This window comes from Methanothermobacter sp. K4, assembly GCF_022014235.1.
Taxonomy (GTDB): Archaea; Methanobacteriota; Methanobacteria; order Methanobacteriales; family Methanothermobacteraceae; genus Methanothermobacter.
In genome coordinates, this window is record NZ_JAKLTD010000003.1 from 84,781 (window position 1) to 110,820 (window position 26,040).

The following is a 26,040-nucleotide window of genomic DNA, read 5'->3' on the forward strand; positions in this document are numbered from 1 at the left end:
TGATGCTCACTATCTTATGTACTGTTTCACGTTTTCCCGTACTATTGCTGATGCTCACTATCTTATGTACTGTTTCACGTTTTCCCGTACTATTGCTGATGCTCCAAAGCCCTTTATCTCCTCAAGCATTTCAGGGAATCTCCTTTTATCTATGAGGACGTTGATCTGTGAAAATTCCCTCCCCGGCACAACGGTTGGCTCATCTGAGCAGTACTCCATCTTCATAAGGAATTCAACGACATCCTCTGCCCTGTGGTTTGCTATGTTGAATTTAACATCGAAGTAGTTCCTTGCCTTGGTGGCGCCGTAGAGCTGTTTGAATATCATCTCAGCCTTTTCAAGTTTTTCCCCGGTACATGATGGCCCAGCGTAGAGGCCGGCGCTTGATTCCATTATGGTGTCAATTATCTTGAGGCCAGCCTTTCGCAGGCTGCTTCCTGTCTGGGTGTTGTCCACTATGAGGTCTGCGCCCTTGGCGATGTAAACCTCGGTTGCACCATCCGAGTTTATTATCTGGACCATTTCATTGTCGCCATCCCTGAGACCCCTTATCTGCACTACGGGTCTTGAATCGCCGAATAGTTCCCTGTAACCAGGGTTATTCATGAAAAAGTCCCTTGTGAGGTTGGGATACTCTGTGAAGCAGAGTATAGGGGTTTTCCTATCAGCATTTTTCAGGAAGAAGTCCTCCAGTGATATGTAGGGTTCCTCTCTGGGAAGGGCCACTATAAGTCTTGTCTGACCGTAATCAAGGTCTCCTATCTTTTTTATGGATTCATCGCCACTGTTTATGGATTCCTCACGCACCCAGTCCTCACCGATTATTGCAATATCAAGCATCCCACGGTTGAGCTCCACCGGCGCACTCTGGGGTCTTGTGAGGTAAGCCTTTATTTCAGGGTCGTTGGTGATTTCTATTTCGTTCTCTTCACGTCCGGGTTCATAGCCTTTAACCTCGTAACCTGCATCCTTGAAGAGCCTGTAGGTGTTTCCACGGTTAACATTGTTCAAACTACCCTTGGGTAATCCCAGAATTATCTTCATAGTTTCACCTGTAATCAGTTGATCATCTTAACTTTTGTAACTGTTTCTAGGTCCATCGATTAAAATGATTTCTTACCATTTCTCAACATGTATCCTTTCAGGGTCAAACAGGTCCCTTGTACCAGGGTCCTCTGCAGGGTAACCTATGGGTATCACTGAGAAGGGTATAACGTGGTCTGGAATCTGGAAAAGCCTTCTTATACCCTCAACACGGTCTTCAAGGGGGTATACACCTGTCCAGACCGCACCAAGACCAAGGGAGTGGGCTGCAAGGAGTATATTCTGTGATGCAATGGAGCAGTCCTGCACCCAGAATCCAGGGAATTTTTCCAGGCGGGTATCACAGCATACTATGATTGCAACTGGAGCATCCTTTACCATTGCCCCGTAGGGATGCACCTCTGGTATCTTCTCAAGCATATCCCTGTTTTTCACTACTATGAAATGCCATGGTCTCTGATCAACCGCTGATGGTCCGCACATGGCTGCCTCCAGTATCTTCTGGATCAGTTCATCCGGTACATCCATCCTGGTGTATTTCCTTATACTTCGTCTTGTCTTAATTGCTTCGAGGACCTCCATTTACCTCACCTTACAACTATGTGAACAGTGACTCTGTGGTGATATTGTTTTCTTCACCACAGCTCACCTTAAAACTATATGAAGAGTGACCTTTATATATTGGGAAACCCATAATAGTTCTATAGAATACGAACGAGTGATACTATGAGGGTCGAGGATTTAAAAAAGCCATGCCCCGAGTGTGGCGAGGTGGATAAGGACGTATCAACGGTTAAATACCCCCAGAACAAGGAAAAACTGAAAGAGGCCGGAATACCTGAGGACCAGGAGATAGTCGGGGCCATAAAATGCAGTAAATGTGGATATGTATTTGAGTACTGTGAAGGAGGAAAGTGCAGTATAGAGGTTAAGAAGGTTTCACTTGATTAGAGGGTTCAAATTATAGGGCAGATGTTTAAGAAGCCTTCAGACTGATCAGTATTCATGACCTTCTTATGAATCCAAGAATATCCCTTAAACTGAACCCTTCATCATTTCTTTCTACCTTTATATCTTTCAAAAAGTCTGCGAGCCAGTCTGCAAGTCTGTACCTTGGGAGACCATCAGGTTCAACCCATGCAAAGCCCTCATGTTCGTGGCTCAGCTTCACATTACCAGAGGCCCTGCACCTGATTATTATATGAACAGCGTTTATTATCGGGAATTTCTGTTCAACGACCCCCATGACCTCGCTGGGGGTGATTTCAAGACCTGTTTCCTCCCTGACCTCCCTTTTAAGGGCCTCCTCAATGGACTCGCCGGTACCTATCTTCCCACCGGGAAGCTCCCATGTGGATGGGTTGGTCTTTGAATTTTCCGATCTTTTGATTATCAGGACCCTTCCGTTATCATCCTCAATGAATGCCCTAACCGCCAGTATATAAACACTTCCCACCATAAGAATCCCTGTTTATGATTGGGACTCTAAATATATAAACGGGGTATCGATTGCAATGGTTGCTGGGCTACTTCCAGTCCCTGAACTCAACCGAGAAACGGGTCCCACCCTCTGATTCAACTTTGAGGTTACCATTTATCTGGTCAGTAAGGCTTCTTACAAGCTGCATACCCATGCTGGATGTGGTGTAGAGGTCAAAGTTCTCTGGAAGACCTACGCCGTCATCTTCCACCTCAAGAATATAACTCTCACCTCCTTTTTTAAACGAAACCCTTATTTTACCTTTCCTTCCCTCAGGAAATGCGTGTTTGATTGCATTTGTGAAGAGTTCATTTACAATGAGTGCCAGGGGGACGACAGTATTTATATCGAGTTCAGCTTCATCTATCTCTGTCTCAAGGGCTATGCGGCCCGGATCCGATAGGAATGTCTGGTAGAGGTCCCTCACAAGTCCCCTCAGGTATTCACCAAATTCGACCCTCCTGTGTTTACCTGAAGTGTAAAGCCGCTCATGAAGCATGGCCATTGCCCTGGCCTTTGACTGGGCCTCCCTGAAGAGCATTAGATCATCCCTGTCCTTCACATACCTTGACTGGATATTGAGGATGCTTGAGATTATCATGAGGTTGTTCTTGACCCTGTGGTTTATCTCCCGGAGGAGCATCTCCTTTTCCTTGAGGGCTCTCTCCAGTTCCATGTTCTTCTTTAGAAGTTCTCTTCTGGCTGCAGAAAGCTGGTTGTTGAGCCTTGTGAGTTCATCAAAAAGTTCTTCTCTCACATCCTCACCAGCAGATGGACCCATTCCTGGTGTTTCAGGCAGCTCAGTATCAACAAGGCGGTAGATTTTTATCATATCCTCCTTTCTGGCTGCGCCAACAGCATAGATCCTTTCATCAGCCATAAAACCTGAAAAATGGTAGGTTTTAAGGTTCTTTAAATTCATTTCCCAGTTATATGCAGCCCCCTTATCATTGATTTCCTGTATAAAAAGGGAGGCCTTTGCCTGGCTACCCCTATCCATAAGATCAACGAAGGATTCTACGCTCAGGGGTATGCCAGAACCATGGTCTATTATTTCCTCGATGAGTCCATCTTTCCTCAGGATAAGGAAAACACCCTCAGGTCCATTATCATCCATTTTATAACCTTCAATAGTACATGGAGTCTTTTAATACGATTCTGGTCTACTATAGTTCTATTCCCAGGAATTCTTCAGCCACCCTCACAGCGCTGGAGGCACTGGCAGCGTGCAGGTCGGCGCCAACCTTTCTCCAGAGGTCAGTGTCCACATTGAATGGGTAGCCCCCCACCATTATGGGTGGAGCATCATCCAGCTCTCCAAATAGTTCTATGAGACTCCTCACATGTCCAACATTGAAGGTCATGGTGGCTGATACAGCAACAAGGTCAGGTTTCAGCTCATCCACGATTTTCCTGCAATCCTCTGGTGGGGTGTTAGCCCCGAGGTAAACGGAATCCCAGCCATTGATTTCAAAGAAATCACTGACCATCCTTATTCCTATCTCATGCAGTTCATTGTTAACACATGCAGCAACAAGCCTGAGGTTTTTCCGGTCTGATGCCCGGTATATGTATGGGTAGAGTTCTGACATTATCATCTGTGTCACTGATGTTGCATAGTGTTCATGGGCAACCGATATCTGGTTGGTCTGCCACAGCCTGCCGATTTCATGCTGGACCGGCTCAAAAACATGGAGGTATATATCCTCAACATTCACACCGGACTCTAGGGATGAGATTATGAGGTCCCGGGCCTTTTTTGCCTCTGTATTCAGAACAAGTTCAAGGTACCTCTCTGCAAGGTCCCTCAGTGGCTGATCCCTGATGTAGCTTGGCGGTTTATGTTCCATTTCAAGTTTCCTTAGGGACCCTGAGATGTAACCGGAAGCAAGGGAAGCGGTTTCATCGTCTAGACTTTCCATCATCACCTTTTCTATACTTTTAAGCGAACCCCTGAGGCACTCTTCAGGAAGCCCGAGGTTCCTGAGAAGTACATCGGCCCAGAGGACGTAGTCCTCGAAGAGTTCTGGACTTGTATTTCTGATTGCCTCCTCCAGGTAGTCCAGATGGTAATTTATGTCCTGTATGCACAGCTCCTTATCTTCGGGGCTTACAAGCCCCTTACCCTTAAGATCGTCATATACCGCGGATACAAGGGATTCCCTTGAAACATTGACCCCCAATTAAAGCACCCCAATATATTTAAGTTGGAACCACAATAAGAGATTTATCATTTTTTGCAGTGTTAACTATGAATTCATCAGAGGGTTTCAGGATAATTTCGACCACAGGAGAGTGTCCTGAATGCATCTACAGATGCGAGGTTGTCCTTGAGGATCTTGGAGAGGTTAAACTTTACTGCAGGCACCCCATGGGACCGGGTAGCCCCACACACTGCATATACTTTAAGAGGGATGGGAAAATCAGCAGATGATCAGCTTTTAAGGTTTATTAATTGATACAACATAAAAAAACATATTAATTAAAAATAATTATAATTATTATTCATAATGGATCATCAGGTGTTAAGATGCTTACCTCTGTTCAGAAGGAAATACTCCAGACGCTCATCAACCTCTACAGAAATTCAAACGGCAAATCCATCAAGGGTGAGGAAATAGCAGCCATAATGAACCGAAATCCGGGCACCATAAGAAACCAGATGCAGTCCCTTAGAAGTCTGGGACTTGTGAAGGGAGTCCCCGGACCGCGCGGGGGATACAAGCCAACCATAAAGGCATATCATCAGCTGAACATATCATCAACAGGGAGGGAAACCGCCGTCCCCATCTACAGGGACGGTGAGAGAATCGATGACCTTTCTGTTGCAAAGATAGAGTTCACAAGCATCCCTGATCCGGGGGAGTGTGAGGCCGCAATAAAACTGGTTGGCAGCATAAGGAAACTTGACCTGGGTGATCATGTGCGGATAGGCCCAACACCGGTTAACAAACTAGTTGTTGACGGGGTTGTTGTGGGAAGGGATGATATGGATAACATAATCCTCCTGGACACCACCGCCATAAGGAGCATACCCAAGAGGACGGTTGAGGAGGTTGCAACCCATGACCTCATAACTCTCACCCCTGACGTTAGTGTGAAGGATGCCGCGGTTAAACTATCATCACTGGGAATCGAGGGTGCCCCGATAGTGGAGGACGATGAGGTGAAGGGCATAGTGACCCTCAGCGACATAACAGCATCCATAGCAGAGGGTACCGAGAATATGCCGGTTTCAGAGATCATGTCAAAAAATATAATAACGGTTAAACCTGAAATGATGATCTCTGATGCGATAGAAATCATGAACAGACACAATATAGGAAGACTGATTGTTACAGACAGCGAGGGTAAACTGGAAGGTATAATAACCCGTACAGATATCCTTGACAGTATAGCGGGTCTCGATTGAGACTTCAGTTTTTCCTGATTTTTAAGTAAAGGTACAGCAAAATCAGGGATTCATATTAGAGCTCTGAATATTTAATAGATATCTGGATATATATTAATGTGCAACAATTCTGTAGTTCTCTGGGTGCTCACGGAGTTCATGCATTTATCACTATAATGGGAAGTGTTACTTTTGAATGTGAATCATATGAATATAAAACCTGACATGAAGGCAGGGGACCTTATAAGGGAGATGGGTCGTTCAGGGGTCCTTGGAGCAGGCAGGGTCCACAGGGCAGCAGGGCTGCTCCGTGAAATGATTAATGACAGTGAAATGGGATTATTCATGAGTGTGGCGGGACCACTGGTCCCTGGAGGGATGAGGAGGATCATAAGGGATCTCATAGATCAGAAGGTTATATCGGCACTAATAACAAGCGGGGCTAACCTTACACATGACCTCATTGAGGCCTTTGGAGGGGCCCATTACAGGGAATATGGATTCGATGATGAAAGGCTTCATGAGGAGGGGATAGGTCGTATAGGTGACATATACACAAGGTCAGAGGACTTTGAGGTCTTTGAAGCCAGGATGCAGGACATCTTCTCATCCATATTCAAATCAAAACCCCATATTTCAATTCAGGAACTCATTGACGATATAGGGGCTCATCTGAAGGATGAAATGTCCATCATAAGAACGGCACACATGAGGGGTGTTCCCATCTATGCCCCGGGTATCATTGACAGCATGCTTGGCCTCCAGCTCTGGATGTACACACAGGACAACAGGGTATGCCTCGATGCTGTGAGGGATATGCACAGCCTCTCTGACCTTGTATTCAGCCATGAGAGGATAGGGGCTGTTATACTTGGAGGGGGGCTTCCAAAGCATTACACACTCGCATCCACCCTACTCAGGGGTGGCGTGGATGCCGCGATTCAGATAACCATGGATCGAAGTGAAACTGGAAGCCTCAGCGGCGCCCCCCTTGAGGAGGCCAAATCATGGGCCAAGGCACAGGCGGGTTCGAATCTTGTAACGGTGGTTGGGGATGCAACAGCCCTGTTTCCACTTATACTTTCAGCTGCACTCTCTGACGGGGTTGATGGAGGTCTGAGGTCTTTTTATGATTGAACTTCTTTTTCCTGTTTCAGGTTTCCTCATGAAGGTTGCGGATGACGCCGAGGATGAGTGGGGAAAGCCCCTCACAGGGATGGTGGCGGGTGCCCTATGTGGAGTTTCCTCGGGTATTCTCTCCACTGCTGATACGGCGGCTGCATGTATATTCCTCGGCATATTTGCAGGCACCCTCATATCATGTAAGATAGACTGCCCCAGCCATGCGATTGCTGCAGTGGTATTCCTTCTGGTTCTTTTTTTGGGTGGAGTGCCCTCACTGAGCATCCCCGCTCTTGTTGTATGCACAGCGGGAGCCTACATTGATGAATATGGTAATGATAACCCCAGGGTATACGAAAAGGGTCGTTTTTTCAGGTTTTTCTTTGATTACAGGTTCTCCCTCAAGGCTGTGATAGTCCTCCTTGCTGTTATTTCACTGCTTGGAGTTTCAGATACAGATTTTGGTCCTGTGACGGTACTTTTTTTCATACTCTTTGAGGTCGCCTATGAAATTGCAGGAAGAATCAGGATTTAGGTGTTCGCTTGGTCCCTGATTGTTGTTGTGTATTTAAGCTGTCACAGTGGATAAATAGTTTCTCTGACAGTTTTTTATGGACCTGGCGGGACATCAAAAGTTAAAATGAATTATTTACCTTTTATTGAATCCAGAATCTCACCTGCAGCGGCAGAGGGGTCCTCTGCAAGGTATATTGACCTTCCAACGATCACAGCATCTGCAAATTTCAGTGTTTCAGAGGGGTCTCCGCCCTGGGCACCCACGCCTGGGGATATGATGAGTGCTTCGGGGCCGATGATCTCCCTGAGTCTTGAAAGCCTCTCTATCCTTGTTGAGGGGCCCACATAGTTTTTGACGCCGAGTTCAACGCCCATCTCTGCTATTCTATCTGCGGCTTCCTGTATGAACATCTCTGCACCTGGATGTGACATTTCCGTCAGCAGGAAAACGTCTCTTTTCATTTCATCTGCAACCTTTAGGCATGCCCTTACACTATCTGCACCTGTGAATCCATGGACTATCATCGCATCGGCTCCTGCCCTGAAGGTGGCCCTGCATATCTTCTCATTGGTTTCAGGTATATCCGCCACCTTGAAATCGGCTATCACCCTGCAGCCAAAGTTCTCCCTGAAGTCCCCGATAACCTCAATACCGGCTGAGAGTACCAGGGGGTACCCTATCTTAACCGTGTCAATGTATTCAGCGACCTCTCCAGTGACCCTGAGGGCTTCACCGGGGTCCATGAGGTCCATTGCAAGGATGAGTCTGTTTTTGATTTTCATGTTAACCATTCTATTGGAGTTATGTTATCTATTTTTCTGGGATATGATGTGTTTGGTGGTGTGTTGGTATGTGGAATAACAGGAGTTATGTCATTCATCTGGGCAAACACACCTCTCAAGAAAACTTTAATTTAAATCAGAAATTATAGAAAATATTATATACTCATATCTTAAAGTTTACTTTAGAAAGATTCAAGAAGGTGATAAATTGCATATCATGGAAGGATTTCTGCCACCCGAGTGGTGTCTCTTCTGGTATCTTCTATCGGCACCTGTCATAGTTTATGGTTTAATAAAGATAATAAGGATTTCAGAGGAGAGGCCCGAGGCAAAACCGCTTCTTGCAGTTAGCGGGGCATTCATGTTTGTTCTATCATCCCTTAAACTTCCATCTGTAACTGGTAGCTGTTCACACCCCACAGGTAATGGGCTTGGGGCCGTACTCTTCGGCCCTGCAGTCACATCTGTCATGGCACTCATTGTTCTAATATTCCAGGCACTGCTCCTTGCCCATGGTGGCATAACAACCCTGGGGGCAAACGTGTTCTCCATGGGTATCATTGGTCCGCTCTGCGCCTGGGGAATCTACAGGATCACAAGGTCAGCGATACCATCATCTGCTTCGGTGTTCCTCGCAGCGTTTCTGGGGGACCTGATGACATATGTGACAACATCAGTCCAGCTTGCGGTTGCATTCCCTAAACCAGGGTTCATGGAAGCCCTTGTGAAGTTCATGGTGATATTCGCCTACACCCAGCTTCCACTGGCGGTTGCTGAGGGCCTTCTCACCGTGGTGATATTTGAGAACATCCTCAAGCTCAAACCGGATATAATGGAAAAACTTCAGGTTATAGGAAAACCTGCTGTGGAGGGTTAAAATGGATAAAAGACACATTATAATGCTCATTGCAGTTGCGGTGATTGCCATAGCACCCCTTGTAATCTACAGCGGACTTGGAGAGGATGAGGGTTACTTTGGAGGGGCAGATGACAGTGCCGGCGAGGCAATATCCGAAACAGGGTATAAACCCTGGTTCCAGCCCATATGGGAGCCACCAAGTGGTGAGATAGAGAGCCTGCTATTTGCGCTCCAGGCCGCCATAGGCGCCCTCATAATAGGATACGTTTTTGGCTACTACCGTGGAAGGGGCGAATCCCCCGAATGATATTTTTTGATGGTGAGGGCGATGAACATATCTGTTGACCACTATGCACATACCAATGGCCTCAGAAACATGAGCACCGGCTTTAAGATGAGCCTGGCCATTATCACGATGATAATATCAGTCCTCTCACCAAATCCAGTCATACCACTCATAATCACATTTTTAATGACACTCCTGATTCTCTTTGCAGCGGATATACCTGCCTCATACTACCTGCGGTTTGCTGCCATCCCTGTGGGATTCGGTGTTCTGACACTCGTGCTCATGGCGCTGTTCTTTGGTGTGAACCCCCTTGTAACATTCATGGGCCTCACGGTCTACAGTGACGGCCTGCAGACGGGTATTCTTGTATTTTCAAGGATACTCGGCGGTTTTTCTTGCCTTGCCTTTCTTGCACTCACAACACCCCTCAATGAGGTCTTCCATGAACTTGGAAGGCTGGGTCTTCCGGCGGCTTTCATTGAAATAGCCCTCCTCATGTACAGGTCCATATTTGTTTTCATTGAGGAGGCATCGGTGATGTATCATGCCCAGGATTCAAGGCTCGGCTACAGCGGTATTAGAAATTCCTACAGGTCCATGGGGCTCCTTGCAGGTAACCTCTTTATAAGGTCCTGGCTGAGGGGTGAGACCGTGTACCGTTCCATGGAGGCGAGGTGCTATCAGGGGACCATGCCATCCATCAGAAGGCAATCCATCGGAACCCGTGAAGCGGTCATGATAGCATTATTTGATGGTTTACTTTTAGTGGGGCTTCTTTTCACATCAAAGGGTGGCATCTTCTAATTCTGTGAGGATACCACCGGGGCACAGTTAAATATTAAATGAACACTATTCATCATATGGTCAGTTTCCAGTGGTGTGAACATGAAGATTATTGAGGCAGTAGATATCAGGTACACCTACCCGGATGGCACCGAGGCACTGAAGGGTATAAATTTCCATGCCAGGAGGGGTGAGGTGGTGGCCCTTCTTGGCCCCAACGGGGCAGGAAAGTCCACACTCTTCCTTCACTTCAACGGCATACTGCAGCCAACCAGCGGGAAAGTACTGGTAGATGGCAGAGAAATCGACTACAGCAAATCAGGACTCATAGAAGTCAGGCAGAAGGTTGGAATTGTGTTCCAGAACCCTGATGACCAGCTGTTCGCACCGAGGGTTGACGAGGACGTTGCATTTGGACCCCTCAACCTGGGACTCCCTGATGATGAGGTTGAGGAGAGGGTTAAGGACGCCCTGCGGAAGGTGGGAATGTCAGGCTACGAGGACAGGCCCCCACATCACCTCAGCGGCGGTGAGAAGAAGAGGGTTGCAATAGCAGGGATACTCGCCATGAAACCTGATATAATGATACTGGACGAGCCAACCTCCGGCCTTGACCCCAGGGGGGCATCGCAGATACTGAGACTCCTCCATGAGCTGAATGAGGAGGGCATGACCATAATCATATCCACCCATGATGTTGACCTGGCACCCCTCTACTCTGACAGGATATACATAATAAGTGGGGGAGAGATAATAAGTGAGGGAACACCGGGAGATGTTTTCTCAGATATAGATACCATAAGGGGCGCCAACCTCCGCCTTCCAAGGATAGCACACCTTGTGGAGATACTTCAGAAGGAGGATGATTTACCATTCGGGGAACCATACCCCCTCACAATCGGGGAGGCCAGGAGAAAACTCCGCGATCAGCTGAAATAGGGTGATATCATGATAAAGGTCGGGATCTGTGACACAACCTTTGCAAGGTACGACATGGGTGGTGCGGCCATCGATGAACTTAAAAAGCACGCCACAGGTATAAAGATCATAAGGAGAACGGTCCCGGGGATAAAGGATCTTCCGGTGGCCTGCAAAAAATTAATCGAGGAGGAGGGCTGTGAAATGGTCATGGCCCTCGGAATGCCAGGTCCAGAGGAGAAGGATAAGGTATGTGCCCATGAGGCATCCACTGGCCTCATACAGGCCCAGCTTATGACAAACACCCATATACTTGAGGTATTTGTCCATGAGGATGAGGAGGATGACCCTGAGGACCTGAAGGTTCTTGCAGATAACAGGGCAAGGGAACATGCCCAGAACCTCATCATGATGCTCTTCAGGCCAGAGAGGCTGACACGGGATGCTGGGATGGGTATGCGTGAGGGCAAACCGGATGTGGGGCCCCTCTAAATAGATTGGAGGTGAATATGATGGTTAAGGTTATTGGAATCTGTGGAAGTCCAAGAAAAAATGGTAACACTGAGATCCTGCTCAGGGAGGCCCTTGAGGCCGCTGCCCGTGAGGGTGCCGAAACCGAGCTTGTGAGGCTCGCAGGCAGGGACATAAACCCCTGCAGGGCCTGTGACTCATGTAAGACTAAAGGGGAATGTGATATCGACGATGACCTCAATGAGGTGATTGAGCTCGCAGCAGAGGCTGATGGGATAATAATCGGGAGCCCGGTGTACTTTGGCTCTGTAACAGCCCAGACCAAGATGTTCATGGACAGGACAAGGCCCCTCAGGAGCAATTTCAGATTATCAGATAAGGTTGGAGGGGCAGTAACCGTCGGGGGCTCAAGGAACGGTGGCCAGGAGACAGCATGCGGTGACATACACAACTTCTTCCTGATACACGAGGCTGTGGTTGTGGGTGATGCGGCACCAACAGCCCACTATGGGGGTACAGGTGTCGGAGGTGCAAAGGGGGACTCTGCAGATGATACTGCAGGTATTGATACGGCCAGGAACACTGGAAGAAGGGTAGCGTCCCTTGCAATGAAGATTCATGGTTAATTGAGCAGGAGTATTCGCTGTTCGACTGTAACATGCCACATAATCCAATGAAGATTCATGGTTAACAGATGTATGAGTGAATGCCAATGATACCAGGAAATGTCACCGTGGTTGTGCCGGCCTATAATGAGGAGAGGACCATAGATGATGTCCTGAAGGCCCTCCTTGAAAGGGGCTACAGGGTTCTGGTGGTTGACGACGGCTCAAGGGACTCGACGCCAGAGATACTCAAAAGGATATCCTCCACGAATGACAGGGTATCCGTCTATACCCACGTCATAAACAGGGGCCTCGGGGCGGCCCTCAGGACGGGTCTCAGGGCTGCCCTGAAGGAGGGTGCAGACTATGTGGTGACCTTCGATGCCGATGGGCAGCATGACCCCGACGACATTGAAAGGGTCTTAAAACCCCTCCTGGAGGGTTCTGCAGATGTGGTTATTGGAAGGAGAGATTTCGCGGACATGCCCATCTCAAGGAACCTTGGGAACACCATAATGAACCTCCTCACCCTGATCTTCTATGGGTGCAGGGTCTCGGATTCCCAGTCTGGTCTCAGGGCATTCACATCCAGGGCAGCATCACTTATTGATATAAAAAGCAGGGGCTACGGTGTTTCGTCAGAGATCATAGGGGAGATCAGCAGGAATGACCTCAGAATGCGCGAGGTTACAATAAGGACAATATATACGCCTGAAACAATTGCCAAGGGAACAAGCACATCGGTGGGTATAAGGATACTCCTGAGGCTTCTTCTCAATATATTCCGAAAGATTTAGTTTTTTGCCAATGAATACTTAAAAAGGCGGTGGGTTCATGATATACCAGGTTCTGGGAATTTTAATTGGAATTGCAGGGATACTGATCTCCGTTCTGAGGTTCAGGGATTCCAGGACGTCCCCTGGCGGCCTCATACTGTGGCTGATACTCTGGGTTTCCGTCATATTCTTCTCACTGATACCCTCCTTTTCGACTGAAATCGCGAACATCCTTGGAATAGGTAGGGGTCTTGATTTTCTCCTCATAATAGGCATACTTGGGGCTTACTACCTGCTCTTCAGGATATACCTGATGGTGGACAGGCTACAGCAGGAGATAACAGAGCTTGTACATGAGATTGCACTTAGAGGGGATGATGAGTAGATCCACTTCCACATCTCAGTGATTGATATGAGAATATGTATCGTGACAGAGTACTTTCCAGCAGGTGAGGAACTCGGCATAAGGGGCGGAGCAGAGGCCTGTGCATTCAACGAGGCCCTTAAATTATCAGAGAAACATGAAGTGACGGTCCTAACATCAAGGACACCTGAAAATCCTGATGGATACACCAGTGGAAACATGGATGTCATCTGCTGCGGCCCCATGAGGTCCTATGTGCAGGCAGGCTCCATAGTGGGGAGAGTATCATTCATGCTTTCAGCCTACAGGGAGGGCCTGAAACTTGAACCTGACGCTGTTATAGGGTACAACTTCATAACACATCCTGTGGCCTGGATGATAGCAAGGAAAACCAATGCGAAGGCCCTGGCACGTTACCATGATGTCTGGATCGGTGAATGGCTCAAAAACATTGGTTTTTCAGGAATACTCGGCGAGATACTTGAGAGATACACCCTCTCAAGGAGGTTTGACAGGATAATAGCGGTGTCAGAGTACACCGCCAGGAAGATACTTGAGAGGTACCCCTGGCAGAGGGTCTCAGTTGTCCACAACATGGTTGACTTCAGGCCGCCCCTGGCTGAGAAAACCCCCAGCCCATCCATTGCATGCGTTTCGAGGCTCGTTGAATACAAGAGAATAGGGGACCTCATAAGGGCGGTTTCAGTTCTGGCAGACGATTTTCCTGACCTGAAGTGCAGGATAATAGGTACTGGTCCACTTGAGGGGGAGCTCCGGGACCTTGCATCTGAACTTGGAGTGGCGGATAGGGTTGAATTTCTGGGGTTTGTGGAGAAACATGAGGATGTCCTGAGGGTTATAGCGGAGTCCTGGGTCTTCTGCCTTCCAAGTGTGGTGGAGGGTTTCGGTATAGTCGTTGTGGAGGCAATGGGCTGCGGGACACCCTTTGTGGCTTCACGGATACCCCCTGTAATGGAGGCAAGCAGGGAGATGGGCGGACTCTTCTTTGAACCCTGCAACTGGAGGGACCTGGCAGATAAGCTCAGAACCCTTTTATCTGACAGTGAACTCCACGGAAGACTCACAGAGGAGGCATCGGATGTTTTCAGGGATTACAGTGCAGATGCAATCGGTAAAAAACTTGAGGAGATCCTGAGAGAGGTTAAAGGTTGCATTTGATCTTTTCTTTGAGATTGCAGCATCTCCTTCCAACAACAGAATTCATTTCATTTTCCCTGAAAACTCCAACATATTAATAGAGTCGCTGGCATAACTGATATCATGGTTATCTACTTCAGGGGATGTCTTGCAAGGGAAAGACTAACAGTAATAGAAGAGGCCACAGAGAAAATTCTCGAGGCAGCAGGACTTGAATACAGGGTTATGGACGATGAAACCTGCTGTGGCTCGGTACTACTTAGAACGGGATTTCTTAAGGATGCTGAAAGGCAGATTCACAGGACAGGAAAAATGCTCCAGGGAAAGGAAGTTATCGTATCATGTGCTGGATGCTACCGGACACTCACCGAGGACTACAGGAGGATGGGCTACGGGATAGGGGTGAAACACATCTCACAGGTTATCCTTGACCTTTTAAATGCAGGTGACATTGAATTTGATAAAACCGACCTTAGGGTGACATACCATGACCCCTGTCACCTCTCAAGGCACACAGACGAGAAGGACGCCACCAGGGAGATCCTCAAGGTTTTTACAGATTTCAGGGAAATGGAACACCATGGGAGGGACTCAAGGTGCTGTGGGGCAGGGGGTGGATTGAGGTCAGCCCACAGCGACATATCAGCCAGGGTTGCATCATCACGCATAGATGAAGCTGAGAGGACGGGGGCCGATGTACTCTGCACATCCTGCCCATTCTGCCGCATGAACCTTGAATCCACCTCCATGAGGGTAATGGACATAACAGAGCTTCTATCTGAAATTATTGGGGAGGATGAAGGTTGAATGATGATGAGATTCGTCAGATGGGGATATCTGAAATTATTGGGGAGGATGAAGGTTGAATGATGATGAAATCCGTCAGATGAGGATATCCTTCAGCAAACTTGACGAAAGGCGTATAGGACTCCTGGACACTCCAGAACTTGATGGGCTGAAAGACAGGGTGGCAGGGATACGTGAGCTGGCAGTTGAAAAAATGGAGGAGCTCCTGTCAGAGGCACAGAGACGCTTCATGGAAAACGGTGTTGAATTCCATCTTGCGGCGGATGCTGATGAGGCCTGCAGGATAATTCATGAGTCACTTGATGGGGATCCTGTTGCAAAGTCCAAATCCAACACCCTCTCTGAGATAGGCCTTTCTGATTATCTCCAAAGGAAAGGCGTGAGGGTTATTGAGACAGATCTGGGGGATCGGATACTTCAGCTTGCAGGAATTAAGAAACCAGCACATCCTGTTGGACCGGCACTTCACCTGGGAGTTTCTGAAATAGCTGAGATAGTAAGGGAGAAGCTGGGGGTTGATATTTCAGATGATCCTTATGAGATAATGGAGGCGGTAAGGGAGGATATTCTCAGTAAAATCGGATCATGCACAAATGGAGTGACAGGGGCAAATTCCGTGGCAGCACATGATGGAGCGGCTGTTATAGTCCACAATGAGGGTAATGTGGGAAGGCTATCCCTCATGGACACCCATATACTGGTATTTGGAATAGATAAGTTTGTACATGAAATAGAGGATGCTGTGTCAGTTGTGAAACTCGAAACCGCCTATGCAACAGGTACAGGGGTCCCATCATACATAAATGTGATCTCGGGACCATCAAAGACAGCTGATATAGAGAAGATGCTCCTCAGGGGCATGTACGGCGCATCAAGGGTAATTGCAGTTGCAGTTGATAATGGCAGATCCTCAGCTTACCCTGAGGTTCTCCTCTGTATAGGCTGCGGGAGCTGCATAGTTAGCTGCCCGGTTTACAATGCTGTCGGGAACAGGTTCGGGTACAGGGGTTACCTTGGGGGGAGGGGCGTTGTTATGAGTTCCTTCCTTGCCGATAGAGAAACAGCGGTTGAATCAGGACTCTACATGTGCACCCTCTGCGGCCTCTGCACAGAGAAGTGCCCGGTGGGGACGCCAACAGCATCGCTCATGGAGAGGCTCAGGGGTGAGTGCAATGCCGCTGGTCTATACCACAGGTCACATCTGAGGGTGGCTGAGAGGATAAAAAGAAGGGGTTCACCACTCTGAAAAGAAAGGTATAAAAGGGTGCTGTTCTAGATAAATTAAAAAAATTATCATGTAATGTTTCTTGGGATATCATTCCATAATTTTTACCAGGAGGTTATTGGTTTGCTTCTATTGATAAGTCCAGTTAACACAGAGGAGGCACTTGAAGCCATAGAAGGCGGTGCAGACATAGTTGACGTTAAGAACCCCAGCGAGGGATCTCTTGGGGCCAACTTCCCGTGGGTTATCCGGAGGGTCAGGGAGATGACACCTGATGAGATGCTTGTGAGCGCCACCCTGGGTGATGTGCCCTACAAACCAGGGACCGTGGCGCTGGCAGCCATGGGGGCCCTCGTATCAGGGGCGGACTACATAAAGGTCGGCCTATACGGGACAAGGAACTATGAAGAGGCTGTTGATGTCATGAAGAACGTTGTGAGGGCGGTTAAGGATGAATCCGACGCAATCGTCGTTGCGGCTGGCTATGCCGACGCCCACCGTGTGGGTGCAGTGGACCCAATGGAGATACCCCGTGTCGCTGCAGATTCAGGGGCCGATCTTGCAATGCTTGACACCGCTGTAAAGGATGGTAAGTCACTGTTCGATTTCATGGACATGGAACGGCTGGAATCATTCGTCTCAGAAACCAGGGACCATGGACTGAAATCCGCCCTTGCAGGGTCCGTTGGAAGGGAGCACCTCAAACCATTACATGATATTGGATGTGATGTGGTTGGCATAAGGGGCGCCGCATGTGTGGGTGGAGACCGCAACACTGGCAGGATCCACAGGACAGCTGTGAGGGAACTCAAAGAACTGATAGAAAGCTTCTGAAATAACCCTGGCGGCCTCTCAGGTGGTTAATAATGTACACGAAAAAATTGAAGGAAGCAGAAACAGGTTACACATTTGATGATTTTCTCCTTCTTCCCCAGGCATCATATGTGGAACCGAAGGATGTGGAGACATCTGGAAGGGTCTCAAGGAATATCAGACTCAAGATACCCATAATAAGCTCTGCAATGGACACCGTTACAGAGTACGAAATGGCCATCGCAATGGCCCAGGAGGGTGGGATGGGTGTTATCCACAGGAACATGAGCATCAAGGACCAGGTGGAGCAGGTCAAGAAGGTCAAGAGATCCGGGGATCTCACCATAAGGGATGTTATAACGATCTCACCGGATTCCACCCTCAGGGAGGCCCATGAGATAATGGATCAGGAGGAGATCAGCGGGCTGCCCGTGGTTGAGGATGGAATACTCATAGGTATAATAAGCCGGAGGGACATTGAGCCCATATTCAACTCCGAGGCCGACAGAAAGGTTGACCAGGTGATGACAAGGGATGTTGTCACGGTTGATGAATCGGTAACCCCATCAGAGGCCCTTGACATAGCCTACGAGAACAAGGTTGAAAGGCTCCCTGTTGTGAAGGACGGGAAGATCGTGGGTATACTCACCATGAAGGATATACTTGAGAGGAAGAGGTACCCCAATGCATCAAGGGACAGTGACGGTTACCTCATGGTTGCAGCGGCCACAGGACCATTTGACCTTGAAAGGGCCCATGCACTTGATGATGCAGGGGCAGATATACTGGCAATCGACAGCGCCCATGGACACAACATGAACCTGGTTAAGAGCGCCGGGAAAATGAAGAGGGAGATAGACGCAGACCTCATAGTGGGTAACATCGCAACAAGGGAGGCTGCAGAGGACCTCATAGCACAGGACGTTGATGGCCTTAAGGTTGGTATAGGGCCAGGTTCAATGTGCACCACAAGGATAATTGCAGGTGTGGGTGTGCCGCAGCTCACCGCAATAGCAGAGGTGGCTGATGTGGCAGCAGAGTACGATGTGCCTGTGATCGCCGATGGTGGTATAAGGTACTCAGGGGATATTGCAAAGGCAGTGGCAGTTGGGGCAGACTGTGTCATGCTGGGGAATCTACTTGCAGGTACCTATGAGGCCCCGGGGGACGTTGTTGTTATGAATGGCCGTAAGTACAAGCAGTACCGTGGCATGGGGTCCCTGGGTGCAATGACCGGCGGTATAGGTGCCGGGACAGACAGGTACTTCCAGGAGCCCAAGGGACACATGAAGCACACCAAGGTTGTCCCTGAGGGTGTTGAGGGTGTTGTCCCATATAAGGGAACGGTGAGCGAGGTCCTCTTCCAGCTCATTGGAGGTCTAAGGGCCTCCATGGGATACTGCGGTGCCGCAGATCTCGGTGAGATGAAGGAGAGGGCGAGGCTTGTGAGGATAACATCAAGCGGTATCAAGGAGAGCCATCCCCATGACCTTCTCATAACCAATGAAAGCCCCAACTACCCCACACTCAAATAACTCATTTTTTCTGTAATTTCAGATTCCATGAAGAACCGTGAACTGAACTCTGCTGTGGTCCTCTGCGGGGGAATGGGCAGGAGAATGGGATCAGATAAGGGCCTTCTTGTGATGGATGGAAGGGCATTCATTGAGATAATAACAGATAAACTCCTGAATTATTTCAGTGAGGTTGCTGTGGTCCTCCGTGACAGCAGCCAGGCAGGCAATTACAGGCACCTTCTTGATTCCAGTATCAGGATCCTCACAGATGAGGTGCCTGGTGTCGGTCCACTGGGGGGTATATTCACGGCCCTTGGGAGAATATCAGGTTCCGCAGCACTCTTCCTGCCCTGTGATTCTCCCCTTGTTACCGGGGAGTTCCTCCTGAATATGAAGGATGCCTTCAGGGTGATGGGGGGTAGGTGTGATGCCATTGTACCCTCAAGGGATGGCCTACCTGAGCCACTCCACTCAATCTACTCGGTAAAAATAAGGGATCACATAGAGGGTCTGCTCGCCAAAAATGAAAGGAGGGTTAGGGTTCTCCTTGACTCCATTGAATCCTGCCGCATAGACGCTATCAGTCTGGATCCAACCCTTCGGAGTTTCAGGAACTTCAACCGGCCGGAGGACCTCAGGATCTGATATCAACTGTGCGTGGATTCCTTCCCATCTCAAGAACAAACTTGTTTACCCTCTCGATCATGTCGATGTAGTGTTCTTTATGGATTTTCTTCCCATCGACCAGGGCATATTCCGGTAAAGACCCGTACAGATTCTTGAATTCGATTATCTCATTAACCATTTCCCTATACTGCTCAAGGGTCAAACGTTCCATGGATATCAACCATTGGAGTTTTTTTATAATCTCTCTGTTATAATATATAAGTTATGCGATTTTATTTTCGAAAAAAGACATTATTAAAAATTTAAATTAAAATATGAATGCATGTGTATCTTTATATTCCTCTTATGGGCCTCTTTAGGGTATCACTCAAGAATTTCCACCCGCGCATCACTGTTGAAGGGGTTCTTCCTCACGGCAAGTGAGAAGAGGTAGGGGTAGTTTTCACTGAGGTGTTCCATGTATCCAAGCCACTCGGACACGACGGCAGAATAGGCCCTCTGGAGGTCACCGGCCAGGTGCTCATAGTCTGTGGGAGGTAGAGATGAGAGGTCCTCTCTTGCTTCAAGTTCCTCCATGAGATGAAAGACCGCCCAGAGCATGTCTGTGAAGCTTTCATGCTCAAGTAAATTGGGGTTTTCAAGAAGCCCCAGGAGAAACTTCCTCCGGGACGTGAGGAAAACTTTCAGGTACTTGAGGAGCTCAATACTTTCAGGGGACCCCAGCTCAAAATCAAATTCGCATCCCCTTATATCTCTGAGCATTTCCTTAAAATCCTCTGGACTCCATGATGCATCTATCTTAAGTTCTGATGCAATCATATCTGTATTTGACTCGAATGGGGATACACTCTTAAGGAATTCGGTGCCCACCTCACTGAAGAATGCCCCTACGACCATGTTGAGTTTCTCAAGTCTCTCAACAAGTTCCCGCCGGGATATGGCAGCCTCCACGATTATAACAACTATCAGAATTTCCAGGGGCACAAATGCAAGGTCTATGCCGATATAGAAAAGTTCAGTTTCTGGCTTATGGAATATGAAGTAGAGGATAAGGTAGATGGATGCTGATACAAGTACAAGCAGAATCCCCAGCCTGAATTTCCAGTTTAACCTTGAGTTCATACCACCACCTTAGAATCTTCAGTAATCTGAAGTTTCTGTGTAAACCACTGCAATGGGGTTCTTTGAAACCATCATGGTTCCCCTTTCAAGTACACGGCCCCTTGTTATGCTCAGCTCGGTTATGTTCACATCGAATCCAAGGTCTCGCAGGTACTTCACGGCTTCGCACCTTGTCTCAAGGAGTATTGCGGTTATAAGGATCCTTCCACCATCTCTAAGTTTATCTGTAACCACTTCAAGTATTTTCCCCAGTTTACCGCCGCTTCCCCCGATTACAGCTATATCCACGGCATCAATTTCAGAGAGAGATTCCACCGCATCACCACATATCAGGGTGACGTTATCCCCCAGTCCATGCTTCTTAAGGTTCATCTCTGTTGTTGAAATCGCATCGGGGCTTTTATCGATTGCATAGACCCTTCCAGCCCTCCTTGAAAGTTCAAGGGTCACTCCACCGGTGCCACACCCCACATCAACTGCAGTGTCCCCTTTCCGGGGATCTGCAAGGCACATAAGGAGGCACCTCACCTCCATGGCTGTTGGGCCTGGTACAGAGGGGTTCTTTATAAATTCATGGTCAGGTATCAACTCACACCACCGTTAAACTCACTTTAAGGCTTCATGTCCTCACCGCTCCACCTTCTGAAGAGTTCATTCTCTATCCCCAGGACGTCCAGCACCTTACCCGCTATGAAGTCGGCGATCTCCTCTATGGATGATGGTCTGTGGTAGAACCCGGGCATGGCAGGGAGTATTATCCCCCCCTCCCTTGAGACCCTGAGCATATTCTCAAGGTGCACGCTTCTAAGGGGAGTCTCCCTTGGCACAAGGACGAGTTTACGCCTCTCCTTGAGGCACACATCAGCGGCCCTTGTGAGTGCATTGCCCGCATATCCGTTGGCTATCGCTGATAGAGTCTTCATTGTGCATGGCGCTATGACCATGGCACTGAAACTGGAGGAGCCACTGTTAACTGATGATGTGAAGTCATCAGAATCAAAGCACTCATCAGCCATCTCTTCCAGGGTTTCAGGGTCTCTTCCAAGCTCATATCGGATTATATCACGTGCGGTATCGGTTATCATGAGTCCAACATTCACTCCGGCGTCCTTCAGGGCCCTGAGTATTCTATCCCCGTAGATAACGCCACTTGCACCTGTCATTGCCAGTATTATCATCTGAATCACTTCTGAGTGTTTTATGGATGATCACATCTGATGAGAATTATCTGAATTTAAGGTATTCGCGGAGGTTTTGTTATCTGTCATAATCTGGTGTTATTTATCTGAATTTAAGGTAATCAGGTACCGTGAGGCGGAGCTGCCTGGGGTGTGCCGGTCTTCTCTCAGGGAGATCCATGTAGTCGTGGAGGCTGAATTCCCTGAATGCTGCGGCGGATTCACGGGGCACGTATACACAGATATCTGCATGGTTGAACCGCGCCTCCTTCAACGCCCCCACGAGACTTGATATATGGCTCAGGTTCACGATGGAGTCCCCCACAGAAACCTGGGTCCTCATCTCATCAAATGCAGGGTACTCAGGAAGGTTAACCACAACATAATCCGGGTCCAGGTCCATGTCCTCTGCAATTTCCTTCTCGGCCTTTCTTATCTCAGCATCTGTGATCCTGAATACCCTCTGGGGGTCCTCGAGTTCATTGAGTTTCACAGAGTCCACGGTCTTGAGGAGGTCCCTGTTGTCCAGTCTCTGTATCATATCTCCTGCAAGGCCCTCCTGATTTCTGCACATTACGATGAGGTCCATGTCATCATACCTGTATATCCTGGATTCATCCAGCACCCCCTCAGATATGAGACTCCTGAGGCACCTCCTGAACATGGAGTTCACGATCCTTGTGGTGTGGTGCTGGTAGACGCTGGGATACATGAAGTACCTTGCAAGAAGGGCAGACTCTGCGGCCTGGACACCCTTCCTGTCAAGGACAAGGTCGTTCTCCATCTTCATATTGTATATCAGCCTTTCAACGTCTATTATACCGTAGGCCACCCCTGTGTAGTGGGAGTCCCTCAGCAGGTAATCCATCCTGTCGACATCAAGCTCCCCGTTGATTGCCTGTCCAAGGACACCCTCACCCCTCAGTATCCTCATAACCTGTTCAAGGTCGAACTCCTCTGATATTATCTCACCGAGCACCGATTCCCTTATGAGTTCCCTTGTGAGGCTCTCATGGGACCTTTCAAGGACACCCTCAGATACATGGGAGAATGGACCGTGACCCACATCATGGAGGAGGGCGCAGAGCCTCAGTATACTCTTCTTTTCAGGTCCAAGGTTGAGGTGCTCTGCCAGCCTCGATGCCAGGTACATGGCACCTATTGAGTGTTCGAACCTTGAATGATTCGCTCCGGGGTATATCAGATTTGTGAATCCCAGCTGCTTTATCCTCCTGAGTCGCTGAACCTGGGGAGTGTCAACCACCCTCACCTCAAATTCGGTGAGCTTCAGGTTACCGTGGACGCTGTCCCTTATGAACTTCATTTTAAGACTCCTAGCCGCCTGACATGATAACGTTCCTGCCACTGCTGGTGTACTCCTCCTTTTTGAAGTCTATTTCATACTTTGTCCTCTCGATTATCTCTTTGAGGGCTTCAAGGGTTTCCCCACGGTGAGGTCCCGCAACCGCCACCATGAAGAGGGTCTCTGATACGTAGAACTCCCCCACGTAGTGCACAACGGCCACGTCCCTCACAGGGTACTTCCCCATCACATCCTCAACTATCCCCTCAAGTTCCCTCTGGGCCTTTTCAATGTCTGGTGTTGTCAGTATGAGCTTCTCTGTCCTCTCATCATCAACACCACGGACGATGCCCTCAAATGTGAATACTGCGCCGCATTCATCGAGGTAGGGGCTCTTCTTCACATGTTCCAGGAGGTCATCCATTCTGAAGGCTTCCTTTTCATCTGTCACCATGACCATCATTTCTGACACCTAAACCAGTTCACTAACTTCCTTTTTTGCAAGGTGTTTTATTCTTTCAACGCCATTTATCTCCTCTATAACCTCAACCACTGAGTCTGGAAGGAGTGAGCGCCAGTCGCCATCATCCAGCATCCTCCGCCTCACCTCTGTCCCTGAGTACCTGTCCCTGTAGAACAGGGGGGGTGAAGTCACCTCATAGCCGTCCTCACTGAAGAGCCGCTGTACAAGGGGGTTTCCACTGTATACCCTGTCAAATGGGGGTGTCAGCATCTTTATATGTGCAACCCAGAGGGCGTTGCACTCTATGTCCTGGACGGGTATGATGTAGTAGCTTGATGCGGGGATACCGTTCTCACTGAGTGCCTTTGTCAGCATCATCACCCTCTCACCGGCGGTGAAGGGGTCCCTGAGGCTGTGGCTCAGCTGGGCGCTCCCGATACATATTATGAGTTCATCAACCTCCCCGAGCACCCTCTTTATAACCTGTAGGTGTCCCCTGTGGAATGGCTGCATCCTTCCAACCAGTAATCCCCTCATTCATATCACCGCATAAAGGTTATTATGTCAGTAAAACTATTAGAACTATAGTGGTTCTAGTATATATTCATGGCAGCACGTTGCTGTAGCGATTAGATGAAATTTTCACTGGCAGTTTTTCAGGCACTGCCATGAGATCTGGTATCTTTGAACCTTGAAGGAATGGTTGCGGTGATGCAATGATAAGGGTGGAGAACCTGACAAAGACCTATAAACTTGAGAATGGAGATGAATTCAGGGCACTTTCCGATGTTAACCTTGAGGTTTCTGAGGGAGAAATCCTGGGAATACTTGGCATGAGCGGTTCAGGTAAGACAACACTTCTGAGGATCCTGAGGGGTGTTGAACCCTTTGATTCAGGGAGGATAACCCTGGATGATGTAACCGTTGAGCATGATTCGGGACAGTACTACTTCTCAAAACTCAAAAAGAAAACTGCAATTCACCTCCAGAGGTCCTTTGGCCTCTGGTCGGAGACCGCCCTTCAGAATGTAATAAGGAAGCTGTATGCTGCAAAATATGGTGACGAGTCAATGACAGACTTTGACTTCGCCTATGATGAATTCGGTGAGGAGGCAATGGAGCTCCTCAGGGTGGTTGGACTTGACCACAAGGCCGAGCACTTTGCACCTGTCCTCAGCGGCGGCGAGAAGCAGAGGCTCATAATGGCCAGGCAGCTTGCAAAAAAACCCAGGGTACTTCTTCTTGATGAACCCGCAACCATGTCGTGCCCGGGGACGAAGCAGGAGATACTGGATGCCATAAAGAACATCAACAGGGAACTGGGTGTCACGGTGGTGCTGGTCTCACACCTGCCTGAAGTCCACGAGTACCTTGCAGACAGGGTGGTCCTGATGGAGGACGGCCGCATCGTTGATGAGGGGGAACCCGGGAGGATTATCGAGCGGTTCATGAGGGACATTGAACCCCCGGTTGACTACACACCCCACAGCTCAGAGAGGGAGATCCTCAGGGTCAGGGACCTGGCCAAGAGGTTCGTACTCCTCAAGGGCGGGGCGGTCCTTGAGATGAGGGATGTTAACCTTGATATCAGGGAGGGTGAGATAGTATCCATAATAGGGCCCAGCGGGGCCGGCAAGACGGTGCTCCTCCGGATGATAGGGGGTCTGGACCTTCCTGATGAGGGTACGGTGGAGTTCAGGCTTAACAGTGAATGGGTTAACATGCATGAACCTGGCGTTAAAAGGATGGGTATACGGAGAAAGATGGGTTTCATGCATCAGGAGTTTGCCCTTGTACATCACGCCACCCTAAGGAGCCAGATAGCCTCAAGGCTTGGTGTTAAAGGTGAACATGTTGTTGCAGAGGCAAGGAAGAGGGCCGAGGAGCTGGGTATAAGTGACATGGTCCTTGATGTGCTCTACCAGCTCACAGACCTTCCTGAAACAGAGGCCCGATACAGGCTTGAGAAACTTGGCCTTTCACCTGAGATACTCGAGGAGCTCTTCCCCAGCTTCCCTGACAGTAAGGTTAAGAGGTATGCTGAGCCCATATTCAGGGCCCTGGACCTCCCCATGGACATACTTGACAGGAAATCATATGAGCTCTCAGGGGGTGAGCGGGTGAGGGCGACCCTTGCCCTTGTCCTTGCATCAAGGCCCGATGTACTTGTCCTTGATGAGCCATTCGGGGACCTTGACCCCATAACACTCAGGATGGTTTCAAATTCCCTCAAGAGGATCAACATGGAGTTCGGGACAACCATAATAATGGTGAGCCACCATGTGGATTTCATAAGGGAGCTCAGCACAAGGGCTGTGATGGTTGAGGACGGCCGTCTTGTAATGGACGGCGAACCAGATGGCCTCTGCGATGAGTTTGTTGAAAGAAGCCATGCAAAATATCTTCAAAGGGTTAAGGGGTGATAT

At 48.7% G+C, this 26,040-nt stretch carries 33 protein-coding genes; 20 read left to right on the top strand and 13 right to left on the bottom strand.

All coding sequences use genetic code 11. The features are described from left to right. Positions 1-57: 57 nt before the first annotated feature. Together L5462_RS07280 and L5462_RS07285 are read right to left on the bottom strand one after the other, a co-directional pair. Positions 58-1,044 (bottom strand): ATP phosphoribosyltransferase, encoded by a 987-nt coding sequence (locus L5462_RS07280; protein ID WP_237780118.1) that lies wholly within the window; start codon positions 1,042-1,044, stop codon positions 58-60. A 72-nt stretch (positions 1,045-1,116) separates the two neighbouring features. Further along, positions 1,117-1,626, bottom strand: coding sequence for a nitroreductase family protein (locus L5462_RS07285; RefSeq protein WP_237780119.1), 510 nt, complete (start codon positions 1,624-1,626; stop codon positions 1,117-1,119). 144 nt (positions 1,627-1,770) lie between these two features. Between L5462_RS07285 and L5462_RS07290 the strand changes: the two genes are divergently transcribed. Beyond that, positions 1,771-1,995 (top strand): TIGR04165 family Cys-rich peptide, encoded by a 225-nt coding sequence (locus L5462_RS07290; RefSeq protein ID WP_237780120.1) that lies wholly within the window; start codon positions 1,771-1,773, stop codon positions 1,993-1,995. 52 nt (positions 1,996-2,047) lie between these two features. Here L5462_RS07290 and L5462_RS07295 read toward each other — a convergent pair whose 3' ends face one another. From L5462_RS07295 to L5462_RS07305, 3 genes are all read right to left on the bottom strand, one after another. After that, the gene (locus L5462_RS07295) at positions 2,048-2,503 is read right to left on the bottom strand and encodes an NUDIX domain-containing protein (RefSeq protein ID WP_237780121.1); all 456 of its coding nucleotides are present in this window, start codon (positions 2,501-2,503) and stop codon (positions 2,048-2,050) included. A gap of 67 nt (positions 2,504-2,570) precedes the next feature. Next, the gene (locus tag L5462_RS07300; protein ID WP_237780122.1) at positions 2,571-3,641 is read right to left on the bottom strand and encodes a sensor histidine kinase; all 1,071 of its coding nucleotides are present in this window, start codon (positions 3,639-3,641) and stop codon (positions 2,571-2,573) included. A 49-nt stretch (positions 3,642-3,690) separates the two neighbouring features. Next, positions 3,691-4,707 (bottom strand): B12-binding domain-containing protein, encoded by a 1,017-nt coding sequence (locus tag L5462_RS07305; protein ID WP_237780123.1) that lies wholly within the window; start codon positions 4,705-4,707, stop codon positions 3,691-3,693. Between the two features lie 68 nt (positions 4,708-4,775). On the opposite strand from L5462_RS07305, the gene L5462_RS07310 reads away from it, so the two are divergent. The 4 genes from L5462_RS07310 (at position 4,776) to L5462_RS07325 (ending at position 7,572) form a co-directional block, all read left to right on the top strand. Beyond that, entirely contained in the window at positions 4,776-4,958 is a 183-nt protein-coding gene (locus tag L5462_RS07310) for a hypothetical protein (protein WP_237780124.1), read from the top strand. A gap of 96 nt (positions 4,959-5,054) precedes the next feature. Next, positions 5,055-5,936 (top strand): CBS domain-containing protein, encoded by an 882-nt coding sequence (locus L5462_RS07315; RefSeq protein WP_237780125.1) that lies wholly within the window; start codon positions 5,055-5,057, stop codon positions 5,934-5,936. Positions 5,937-6,122: 186 nt separating this feature from the next. Next, positions 6,123-7,052 carry a deoxyhypusine synthase gene (locus L5462_RS07320; protein WP_237780126.1) on the top strand — a complete coding sequence of 310 codons (930 nt, stop codon included), beginning with the start codon at positions 6,123-6,125 and terminating at the stop codon, positions 7,050-7,052. After that, the gene (locus L5462_RS07325) at positions 7,045-7,572 is read left to right on the top strand and encodes a hypothetical protein (protein ID WP_237780127.1); all 528 of its coding nucleotides are present in this window, start codon (positions 7,045-7,047) and stop codon (positions 7,570-7,572) included. Before L5462_RS07320 ends, L5462_RS07325 begins: the two co-directional genes overlap by 8 nt. 110 nt (positions 7,573-7,682) lie before the next feature. Here the strand turns inward: L5462_RS07325 and pyrF are convergent, their stop codons facing one another. Further along, entirely contained in the window at positions 7,683-8,336 is a 654-nt protein-coding gene (gene pyrF, locus L5462_RS07330) for an orotidine-5'-phosphate decarboxylase (protein ID WP_237780128.1), read from the bottom strand. Between the two features lie 208 nt (positions 8,337-8,544). Between pyrF and cbiM the strand changes: the two genes are divergently transcribed. The 14 genes from cbiM (at position 8,545) to L5462_RS07400 (ending at position 19,566) form a co-directional block, all read left to right on the top strand. After that, positions 8,545-9,213, top strand: coding sequence for a cobalt ECF transporter S component CbiM (cbiM, locus tag L5462_RS07335; protein ID WP_237780129.1), 669 nt, complete (start codon positions 8,545-8,547; stop codon positions 9,211-9,213). 1 nt (position 9,214) lies between these two features. Further along, positions 9,215-9,502 (top strand): energy-coupling factor ABC transporter substrate-binding protein, encoded by a 288-nt coding sequence (locus L5462_RS07340; protein ID WP_237780130.1) that lies wholly within the window; start codon positions 9,215-9,217, stop codon positions 9,500-9,502. Positions 9,503-9,523: 21 nt separating this feature from the next. Then, on the top strand, positions 9,524-10,288 hold the full coding sequence (cbiQ, locus tag L5462_RS07345; protein WP_237780131.1) for a cobalt ECF transporter T component CbiQ: 765 nt from the start codon (positions 9,524-9,526) through the stop codon (positions 10,286-10,288). An 81-nt stretch (positions 10,289-10,369) separates the two neighbouring features. Next, positions 10,370-11,206: an ATP-binding cassette domain-containing protein gene (locus tag L5462_RS07350; protein WP_237780132.1), complete on the top strand. Its 837-nt coding sequence runs from the start codon at positions 10,370-10,372 to the stop codon at positions 11,204-11,206. Positions 11,207-11,218: 12 nt separating this feature from the next. Beyond that, positions 11,219-11,677 carry a riboflavin synthase gene (gene ribC, locus L5462_RS07355; protein WP_237780323.1) on the top strand — a complete coding sequence of 153 codons (459 nt, stop codon included), beginning with the start codon at positions 11,219-11,221 and terminating at the stop codon, positions 11,675-11,677. A 20-nt stretch (positions 11,678-11,697) separates the two neighbouring features. Then, a complete protein-coding gene (locus tag L5462_RS07360) occupies positions 11,698-12,282 on the top strand; it encodes a flavodoxin family protein (RefSeq protein ID WP_237780324.1) in 585 nt (194 codons plus the stop codon). A gap of 80 nt (positions 12,283-12,362) precedes the next feature. Further along, complete coding sequence (locus L5462_RS07365) at positions 12,363-13,058, top strand: glycosyltransferase family 2 protein (protein WP_237780133.1); 696 nt, start codon at positions 12,363-12,365, stop codon at positions 13,056-13,058. A 37-nt stretch (positions 13,059-13,095) separates the two neighbouring features. After that, entirely contained in the window at positions 13,096-13,422 is a 327-nt protein-coding gene (locus tag L5462_RS07370) for a DUF2304 domain-containing protein (protein WP_237780134.1), read from the top strand. Between the two features lie 27 nt (positions 13,423-13,449). Continuing rightward, complete coding sequence (locus tag L5462_RS07375; protein WP_237780135.1) at positions 13,450-14,580, top strand: glycosyltransferase family 4 protein; 1,131 nt, start codon at positions 13,450-13,452, stop codon at positions 14,578-14,580. Between the two features lie 102 nt (positions 14,581-14,682). Next, a complete protein-coding gene (locus L5462_RS07380; RefSeq protein WP_237780136.1) occupies positions 14,683-15,366 on the top strand; it encodes a (Fe-S)-binding protein in 684 nt (227 codons plus the stop codon). A gap of 55 nt (positions 15,367-15,421) precedes the next feature. Continuing rightward, positions 15,422-16,612 (top strand): LUD domain-containing protein, encoded by a 1,191-nt coding sequence (locus L5462_RS07385; RefSeq protein WP_237780137.1) that lies wholly within the window; start codon positions 15,422-15,424, stop codon positions 16,610-16,612. A 102-nt stretch (positions 16,613-16,714) separates the two neighbouring features. Continuing rightward, complete coding sequence (locus tag L5462_RS07390) at positions 16,715-17,425, top strand: (5-formylfuran-3-yl)methyl phosphate synthase (protein WP_237780138.1); 711 nt, start codon at positions 16,715-16,717, stop codon at positions 17,423-17,425. Positions 17,426-17,457: 32 nt separating this feature from the next. After that, entirely contained in the window at positions 17,458-18,939 is a 1,482-nt protein-coding gene (guaB, locus tag L5462_RS07395) for an IMP dehydrogenase (RefSeq protein WP_237780139.1), read from the top strand. Between the two features lie 27 nt (positions 18,940-18,966). Next, on the top strand, positions 18,967-19,566 hold the full coding sequence (locus tag L5462_RS07400) for a molybdenum cofactor guanylyltransferase (protein WP_237780140.1): 600 nt from the start codon (positions 18,967-18,969) through the stop codon (positions 19,564-19,566). On the opposite strand, the gene L5462_RS07405 is transcribed toward L5462_RS07400, so the two are convergent. The 7 genes from L5462_RS07405 to L5462_RS07435 all read right to left on the bottom strand — a co-directional run bounded on the left by L5462_RS07405 (position 19,556) and on the right by L5462_RS07435 (position 24,151). Beyond that, on the bottom strand, positions 19,556-19,759 hold the full coding sequence (locus tag L5462_RS07405; RefSeq protein ID WP_013295413.1) for a pseudomurein-binding repeat-containing protein: 204 nt from the start codon (positions 19,757-19,759) through the stop codon (positions 19,556-19,558). The genes L5462_RS07400 and L5462_RS07405 overlap by 11 nt on opposite strands. A 152-nt stretch (positions 19,760-19,911) precedes the next feature. Next, positions 19,912-20,670: a hypothetical protein gene (locus L5462_RS07410; protein ID WP_237780141.1), complete on the bottom strand. Its 759-nt coding sequence runs from the start codon at positions 20,668-20,670 to the stop codon at positions 19,912-19,914. A gap of 18 nt (positions 20,671-20,688) precedes the next feature. Further along, positions 20,689-21,258 (bottom strand): precorrin-6Y C5,15-methyltransferase (decarboxylating) subunit CbiT, encoded by a 570-nt coding sequence (cbiT, locus tag L5462_RS07415; RefSeq protein ID WP_237780142.1) that lies wholly within the window; start codon positions 21,256-21,258, stop codon positions 20,689-20,691. Between the two features lie 23 nt (positions 21,259-21,281). Continuing rightward, complete coding sequence (locus tag L5462_RS07420) at positions 21,282-21,848, bottom strand: UbiX family flavin prenyltransferase (RefSeq protein WP_237780143.1); 567 nt, start codon at positions 21,846-21,848, stop codon at positions 21,282-21,284. 103 nt (positions 21,849-21,951) lie between these two features. After that, positions 21,952-23,172, bottom strand: a complete 1,221-nt coding sequence (locus L5462_RS07425) for an HD domain-containing protein (RefSeq protein WP_237780144.1) — start codon at positions 23,170-23,172, stop codon at positions 21,952-21,954. A 10-nt stretch (positions 23,173-23,182) separates the two neighbouring features. After that, positions 23,183-23,614, bottom strand: a complete 432-nt coding sequence (locus L5462_RS07430; protein WP_237780145.1) for a molybdenum cofactor biosynthesis protein MoaE — start codon at positions 23,612-23,614, stop codon at positions 23,183-23,185. Positions 23,615-23,623: 9 nt separating this feature from the next. Further along, positions 23,624-24,151: a nicotinamide-nucleotide adenylyltransferase gene (locus tag L5462_RS07435; protein WP_237780146.1), complete on the bottom strand. Its 528-nt coding sequence runs from the start codon at positions 24,149-24,151 to the stop codon at positions 23,624-23,626. A gap of 179 nt (positions 24,152-24,330) precedes the next feature. On the opposite strand from L5462_RS07435, the gene L5462_RS07440 reads away from it, so the two are divergent. Further along, a complete protein-coding gene (locus L5462_RS07440; RefSeq protein ID WP_237780147.1) occupies positions 24,331-26,037 on the top strand; it encodes an ABC transporter ATP-binding protein in 1,707 nt (568 codons plus the stop codon). The last annotated feature ends 3 nt before the right edge of the window (positions 26,038-26,040 follow it).